Source organism: Methylobacterium sp. BTF04 (assembly GCF_010692745.1).
Lineage (GTDB): Bacteria > Pseudomonadota > Alphaproteobacteria > Rhizobiales > Beijerinckiaceae > Methylobacterium.
In genome coordinates, this window is sequence record NZ_JAAHTB010000082.1 from 1 (window position 1) to 7,148 (window position 7,148).

Sequence of the window (7,148 nt, forward strand, 5' to 3'; positions counted from 1 at the left end):
GGCCTCGGTTGCCCCGTGCGCCTCGCTCTCACGGCAGGCCAGAAGGGTGACGCCCTGATCGACGACCTGCCCACCGCGTTCGTCATGGCCGACACAGCCTACGACAGCGACCGCCTGCGCAAGACCATCGCCGACAAGGGCGCGATGGCCGTGATCCCGAACAATCTCTCGCGAGCGAGCAAACACCCGCTCGACACGTTCGAAGCGCCCGAGCTTCTTGATGTCGATATGGATCAGCCCGCCCGGCCGCTCGCGTTCGTAGCGCTGGACGGGCGCGGGTGGTTCGAGGTCGTGGATGCGGCTCAGGCCGTGCCGGCGCAGCACCCGGCTGACGGTGGCCGGCGAGACGGCCAGATCACGGGCGATCTGCTGGCCGGTCAGGCGCTGCCGACGCAGGATCGGGATGATCTGCTGCGTCTCGGCCGGGGTTGGTCGATGCCGGGTATGAGGTCGCGACGAGCGGTCCTGTAGCCCGGCAGACCCCTCGGCTTCGAAGCGGGCCACCCACTTGCGCACCATCCTGGCGCACACCCCCATCGTCGCGGCCACTGCCGTCAGAGCGAGCCCGCTGCGAGCCAGCCGCACCAACCGCTCTCGACCCGATGGCGTCAATCGTGCATTCCGATGGATGTTCATCCGGTCCCTCTGGGTAAGCTGAGGCCTCGCAACTCCAGCGTCCTCGGTTCAGACCGGATGGACAACCTCCTGAAAGCTCACAACTAGACCTCTCGGCCATAGGTAATATGAGGCTGTCTTAGCCTTCAGACATCTCGATCCGCGTCCAGCTGGCGCATCAGCTCGGCGAGACGGGGATCGAGGGCCTCATCGATGATGGGCTCGTAGAGGTCCTGGAGATGCTGCCCGAGGCGCAGTCGCGTCATCTCCGAAAGGGTCCGCTGGGTTGGTTCGGGCGGGCGCCATCCGGGCTTGATGTGATCGTCGTTGAACATCATTAACAAGATGGCGGACGGCTTGCTGCTGACAATGGGCGAAGCCCAGCAATAAGAATCATTTTTTGCCCTCATTAATCATGCTTCAGGCAGCTCTCGTCTGGCCACGACAGGGGACGGGTGCCGCGGCTTTAGACAAATCCGGAAACAGGTCTCGAAAGTGCCGAACTTTAAGTTAATATTATTATACATCAATAAAATCAATGATTAATTCAATTATTGGAAATAATAACTGAGATGAGGGGCTAGTTAGGGCACCCCGCTTTGCTGCCGTGCACGGACTTGAGCGATACCGTCCGACCATTGCGTGACTGGATTCATAAGTGCCGGTTTCATTGCGCTGATATTTGATTTGCTCAGTCCGACGGTGCTTGGTACACTAGCGCTCGCGACACCTCCAAGTGAATGCATGCTATTTCCTCTTTTTAGTTTCATATGCATCGATTCGTGAAAAACTAGATTGGCTATCACGGCAGCACTTTGTGGACGAGTGTAGACCTCTGCAATGCAGGGCCTGTCTCCCGCTCCGATAAGTGTTCGACCATCTGCTCCGTCTTGTACAAAATCACCGGTTGGATCGTACATGTATGCTACGCTATCAAATCTAGAAGGCACCATATAAATCAAAATATCGAGTTTGCTTGGCGTTGGATCCCAGTACCACCACCAAGCTCTCATAACAGGTTGGTTTTTAGTGGAACATTGCGCTAGGTAGCCATTCAATATTTTTGCAATATCTGCCTTCTTCTGAGGTCCGTATTCTTCCCATAAATCTAACAGGTACATCTCTGGCATGATGAGCCTCTATAGGGATTTAGGGATCAAGCAGGCAAATCACTTCCCGGTTTGCATTGACGCTATGACGTCACTTGACTAGAGATCAAGACATATTCCTAGGAGCGCTGGTAAAATCGATTGTTATTGAGAGCGGAGCTTCTAAAGCATTCCCTAGCTCTGGTTTCGTTGCCCTCCGATAAAAGGCGATTTTCGAAGCGGAATTGCGGACATGGCAAATGCCGCTCTTGGAAAGTGCGCGACGGTAACCGGCGTATGGGTTGAGTCTGAAATTCAATTGGCTCTTAGCGACGTGGCCGTGCTCCAGCACCGTGCCACAAAGAGCTGCCGCCCTTGTCGCGGTCCCTTTAAGATCAATAACTTGGCGGTCCGCTTGTCAAATCCTTCCCTGGGCACCAGCCACCCGTTAAGTGGTTATTCCGAAAAAGGCATCTGATTGATAAGGGTTCAACGCAGGCTCGCTGTACAACAGCACTGTGCACCATGGCCCTCCAGATGCTCCGTCCGATAAAGCACCCCCGCTCAAACTTGCATCAGCTCGTCCAGCGCATCCCCGCCGATGTTGCTGGCAAAGCTGTTGGCAGGACGCTCGCCATCCCGATTGGCGATATCACCACTGAAATCACTATCACGCTGAACCTCGGCACTGCGGCCATTACCTCCTACTGGCTCGCGGACCGGCAAATCCTAGTTGACGTTCTCCGCACTCAGGTGCTGACGCCGGTGGTGAAGCCGGGCGGGAAACTTATGGTCTGGCAGATCTTTCGGTACATCCGCGAATACCGGGGGCTATCGACCGGGTGCACTACGATTCACAACCCCATCGCAAGTTCCTCGTCGATGTAGACTGTGAGCGACCCCCGCGCGGGCTTGGCGAGTTCGTCCTCACCTTCGTCGAGGACATGGCAAGCTACTGTGAGGTCAGCGATGCCTTGTATCGCCCCATCCCGGTCTATTCCTGCAACATCGTCCACCAGCACCTCTTGCCGCTGACGCGGGACGAGACGGTAATCCGGTTTAAGGTAAAGGATACGCTCTTTGGACGGCGGCCGAGCATCACGGCTTCTGCGGGATCTAGATCCTGCGCGCCGGGCTGGTAGGGTCGATCATCGGAGGATTGGTTAAAGTATGGAAAGGCCGGCCACCATAGAAGCTTGCATTTGGCATACCAGACGCAATGATATGCGGCCTTCCCATGGGCATTTTCCTACGTGATCACCTTACACCCGCGCGGAGTAATCCGAGGCGGGTTTTTCGTTTGCGCAGGCACCGCAGGTGAGCGCTCGGTCTGAGCGGTCAACTTGAACTTTCGCAGCGGTGCAGTAGGACTTGGCTCATGAAGCTCCCTCATCTCATTCAGAAGCTGCGCCCCGCCTCATCGGAGGTCCGCATGCCGGGCTTCGATGAAATCTATTATCGCTACTGGTATCGCGATGTCGGCCAGTTCCCCGGCACCCCGCTGCAGCACTACCTTAAGCACGGATGGAAGGAAGGCCGCGACCCGAGTGCCGGCTTTAGCGGGGACGGGTATCTCGCCGCCAATCCTGACGTCAGAGCCAACAGCTTTAATCCGCTTGCTCATTTTTTAGAGTTCGGCTTGGCCGAGGGTCGTAAGGGGTGGCAGAAGGACCCAGCATCGCCTGCGCCCCTTGGAAGACTCATTGCGAGTACCGAGCCACAGAAGCTGCTGGCGCCTCCACAAATGGACTGACGCTGCACGCGCCCGAATCAATTGAGACGGGTTTTCTTCGCAATAGGTATCGTGACCACCGTTCTTGACTCATACATGCATATTCCCGGATGAATTCGAGGCCCTCGCATAGAGACGAGGTGAGGAATCCAGCCAATGAAAAACGTCCGTCGTCCGCTTGTTTGGGAAGCTCTTATTGCTCTGTGCGGGTTCGTTTTTTTGGGAAGCGGCAGCGCGTCCGCGCAAACGGCAGGAGACTGGATCCTCGGCCGGTATAAGGGTGGTGCGCACTGGTACCCCGGGATCATCCAGAGTATTTCTGCCGACAAGATTGTCGTCGCTTACGATGACGGCGATCGCGAATCGATGAGCTTAAGCAATGTGAAGCCCTACGCCTGGGCAATCGGCACGCCGGTCGAGTGCAATTTCCAAGGTGGCGGAAAGTGGTTTCCGGGCGTGATTGCTTCGCTGGCCGGCGAGTCTCTTGGCGTAAAATACGACGACGGCGATAAAGAGAAGACTAAAACAGGCCGCTGCCGTTCAAAGTAGCTCGTCGCGTCGCAGGGAATTTTTTTGCTATCGAATCGGCTCACCCGCCCGGCTCCCGCCAGGCGGGTTTTTCGTCTCAAACCAAGTCTACTGCATCGCCTTAGACATGGCTTCGCTTGTGGGCACTTTCGGGTTAGCCTTGCAGAAGGTACGGACCTTGTTGTCGAGATCGGCGGCTTGGGGGTCGGACTGCATCGCAGCTTTGTCGGCCGGGCTCATTCCCGCCTGCATCTGCGCATCGGCCTTCAGATAATCGGCGCAGCTCATGTCTGCCTGGGCAAAAGCAGTGTACGGCAGGAGAACGAAGCCGAGAGCGAGAGCCGCGCTGCGAATCTGCGATGAACAATACTGACGCATGAGAAAAGGTCTTTCCTGCGCTCGGCGGATCCAGATTTTGGACTGCGGGTAGCGCAGGATGGAGAGCATACGAGCTGCGCTTAGAGTCAAGCACGTCCGAGTACTTGGGTTGCCACTCAGCCTCCCTTCCGCACGGAGCATTTCCACCCGCTCGGCTCCGTCCGTGCCAGCAGAATCGCCGTGCGCACCGCAGCAAACTAGTGCAGTGACTCAGACGGATGGTTCAGGGTTTCGGGTAAGAGCGTCGAAGATCGCAGAGGCGGGTTTGGTCCAGATGAAAGGCCTTGGGCTTCGGTTGTGCTCGGCGATGTCGCGATTGATGGCCGCCTGAAGATCGACGACGCCGGTGAAGGTGTCCCGCTGTAGGCGCCGACGGGTCAGGGCAGAGAAGAAGCCCTCGACGGCGTTGAGCCATGAGGCTGAGGTCGGGGTGAAGTGGAACGTCCGGCGCGGATGGCGGGCAAGCCAGGCACGGACCCTCGGATGCTTGTGGCTGCCCTAGTTGTCCAGGATCACGTGGACGCGCTTGCCGGCCGGAACGGCAGCCTCGACAGCGTTGAGAAAGCGGATGAACTCGCCATGGCGATGGCGCTGCCTGCAGCGGCCGAGCACGGTGCCGTCCAGGACATTGAGAGCTGCGAACAGGGTCGTGGTGCCGTGGCGGGTATCGTCGTGGGTCTGAGCGGCTGGGTGCCCTGAACCGAGAGGCTGGTCGGGGCGGGTGCGCTCCAGGGCCCGGATCTGGGACTTCTCGTCGATGGACAGCACCACGGCGTGGGCGGGCGGCTTCATGTAAAGGCCCACGACATCCTCGACCTTCTGGGCAAAGGCCGGGTCGTGCGAGCGCTTGAACGTCCGGATCCGATGCGGTTGCAGGCGATGCTCCTGCCAGATCCGTTGCACGGAGCGCAGTGAGATCCCGACCCGCGCGGCGATGGCTCGGCCGGTCCAGTGTGTGACCTCGTCGGGTGGCTCCGAGCAGGTCAGTGCCAGCACCTTCGCCACCGTCCGCGTGGAATGCGGCGGAGTGCCAGGCGGGCGGGTCTTGTCGCGCAGCAGGCCCTCGCAGCCCTCCTCGGCGAAGCGTTGCTGCCAGCGCCAGACGGCGGGCCGACTGACGCCGGCCTGCCGAGCCACCTCCCGCACAGGCAAGCGCTCGGCTGAAAGCAGGACGATGCGCGCCCGCAGGATGTGCTTGAGGGGTCGAGATCGGTCGCCGGCGATCGCGGCAAGCGCTGACTGGGTAGCGTCGTCGAGGAGAACACAGGCGGTCTGAGCCATCGCTCAGACTCGCATGCATCACCCGACTCGTGAATCCTCCGACCGCGTCACTGCACTAGCACGACCTGGGCCCTTGTAGGTGTAGTGATGCGTTGTCTCTCGTCAAGATGGGTTGGGGGCGGCGATGGATCAGGATCGGGAGAGGACGGACGGGCTCGATGCGTGGCTGGCGCCGTTCCTGGCGGCGATGGGGCACAAGACCCGGCGGACCTGGGCGCCGCTCTCTCTCCGGGGCCTGCCCGGGCCGGGGGATCGCAAGAGCCTGCAGCCGATGGCGGCACGGCTCGGGCTGTCGGGCCACGACCAGCTGCAGCACTTCATCGCCAGCCCGGCCTGGGACGACGGGCCGCTTTGGACCGAACTGGTCCGTCAGGCGGATCGGCTGGTCGGCGGCCCCGATGCCTGCCTGGTGATCGACGACACGGCCCTGCCGAAGAAGGGCACCCGCTCGGTCGGGGTGGCGCGACAGTATTGCGGTGCGCTGGGCAAGCAGGCCAACTGCCAGTCTCTGGTCTCGCTCACCCTGGCGCAGGGCGAGGTGCCGGTGGGCTTGGCGCCTGTTCCTGCCCGAGGCGTGGACGCGCGATCCGCAGCGTTGTGTGCAGGCCGGCGTGCCCGAGCCCGCGACCGCGCCGCGGAGCAAGGGTGAGATCGCGCTCTGCGAACGCGATCGCGTGAGAGCGGAGGGGCTGCGCTTCGGCACGGTGCTGGCCGATGCGGGCTACGGCGTCAGCGCCGCCTTCCGTCACGGCCTGGATGCCCGGGGCCTGCGCTGGGCGGTGGGCATCGTCAGGATCCAGAAGGTCTACGCGGCCGACGGGCAGCTCGTGCCGCCGACCGGTCGCGCCCGTAAGCGTGTGCCGGACCGAGAGCCGCTGGAGGCCGAGGCGGTGCTGGCCGACCTGCCCTGGCGGCGCGTGGCGTGGCGCCAGGGCACGAAGGGCAAGCTCTCGGCCCGGTTCGCCGCCATCCGGGTGCGGATCGGCGACGGTGCGGTCTGGGGCAACAACCGGCACCTGCCCGGCGCGGACGTCTGGCTCATCGGGCGAGTGGCGCTCATCGGGCGAGCGTAAGTACTACCTGTCCAACCTGCCGCCCGACACGTCACGCCGTGCGCTGGCAGGCACGATCAAGGCGCGCTGGGTCTGCGAACAGGCCCACCAGCAGCTCAAGGAAGAACTCGGCCTCGATCACTTCGAGGGACGGTCCTGGACCGGGCTGCATCGACACGCGGTGATGACATGCATCGCCTGCGCCGACCTGCAGCACCTGCGCCTCGCCGAGCATCGTCGGACGGGGCAGGGAAAAAATGACGACCCGCCTTCCGGGGCCACCGCCGTCACCAAGTCTGCCCGCCGTGCGGCAGGCGATCATCGGGCAGCTGTTCGCCAACCTCGTCCCGCCCGTCCTGTGCCCCCACTGCCGAAAGCACTTCAGGCTGCCCTCTGACATCACAGTGCCCAGGTAGCGCTAGGGTCTGTTAGCGTCTGAACAGAGTTCGCGCGGCTGAGTTTTTCCTTCGATGG

General features: G+C 61.2%; 6 protein-coding genes and 4 pseudogenes. 5 read left to right on the forward strand and 5 right to left on the reverse strand.

Features of this window, described 5'->3' with window-relative positions; translation table 11 throughout:
- A pseudogene (locus tag G3T14_RS22540) lies at positions 1-195 on the forward strand (IS5/IS1182 family transposase); the annotation flags it as partial.
- Between the two features lie 6 nt (positions 196-201).
- Here the strand turns inward: G3T14_RS22540 and G3T14_RS22545 are convergent.
- A pseudogene (locus G3T14_RS22545) lies at positions 202-636 on the reverse strand (leucine zipper domain-containing protein); the annotation flags it as partial.
- A 563-nt stretch (positions 637-1,199) separates the two neighbouring features.
- Complete coding sequence (locus G3T14_RS22550; RefSeq protein ID WP_163644750.1) at positions 1,200-1,745, reverse strand: hypothetical protein; 546 nt, start codon at positions 1,743-1,745, stop codon at positions 1,200-1,202.
- 483 nt (positions 1,746-2,228) lie between these two features.
- On the opposite strand from G3T14_RS22550, the gene G3T14_RS22555 reads away from it, so the two are divergent.
- The 3 genes from G3T14_RS22555 (at position 2,229) to G3T14_RS22565 (ending at position 3,984) form a co-directional block, all read left to right on the forward strand.
- Positions 2,229-2,591: a hypothetical protein gene (locus G3T14_RS22555; RefSeq protein WP_204263010.1), complete on the forward strand. Its 363-nt coding sequence runs from the start codon at positions 2,229-2,231 to the stop codon at positions 2,589-2,591.
- 490 nt (positions 2,592-3,081) lie between these two features.
- Positions 3,082-3,456 (forward strand): hypothetical protein, encoded by a 375-nt coding sequence (locus G3T14_RS22560; protein WP_163644752.1) that lies wholly within the window; start codon positions 3,082-3,084, stop codon positions 3,454-3,456.
- 135 nt (positions 3,457-3,591) lie between these two features.
- The gene (locus G3T14_RS22565) at positions 3,592-3,984 is read left to right on the forward strand and encodes a tudor domain-containing protein (RefSeq protein WP_246733503.1); all 393 of its coding nucleotides are present in this window, start codon (positions 3,592-3,594) and stop codon (positions 3,982-3,984) included.
- Positions 3,985-4,071: 87 nt separating this feature from the next.
- Here G3T14_RS22565 and G3T14_RS22570 read toward each other — a convergent pair whose 3' ends face one another.
- Positions 4,072-4,410: a hypothetical protein gene (locus tag G3T14_RS22570; protein WP_163644753.1), complete on the reverse strand. Its 339-nt coding sequence runs from the start codon at positions 4,408-4,410 to the stop codon at positions 4,072-4,074.
- A 141-nt stretch (positions 4,411-4,551) separates the two neighbouring features.
- Positions 4,552-5,622, reverse strand: a pseudogene (locus tag G3T14_RS22575) (IS630 family transposase).
- A 187-nt stretch (positions 5,623-5,809) separates the two neighbouring features.
- On the opposite strand from G3T14_RS22575, the pseudogene G3T14_RS22580 reads away from it, so the two are divergent.
- Positions 5,810-6,695 (forward strand): annotated as a pseudogene (locus G3T14_RS22580) (IS701 family transposase).
- A gap of 31 nt (positions 6,696-6,726) precedes the next feature.
- On the opposite strand, the gene G3T14_RS25230 reads toward G3T14_RS22580, so the two are convergent.
- Complete coding sequence (locus G3T14_RS25230; protein WP_246733504.1) at positions 6,727-6,996, reverse strand: hypothetical protein; 270 nt, start codon at positions 6,994-6,996, stop codon at positions 6,727-6,729.
- Positions 6,997-7,148 lie beyond the last annotated feature (152 nt).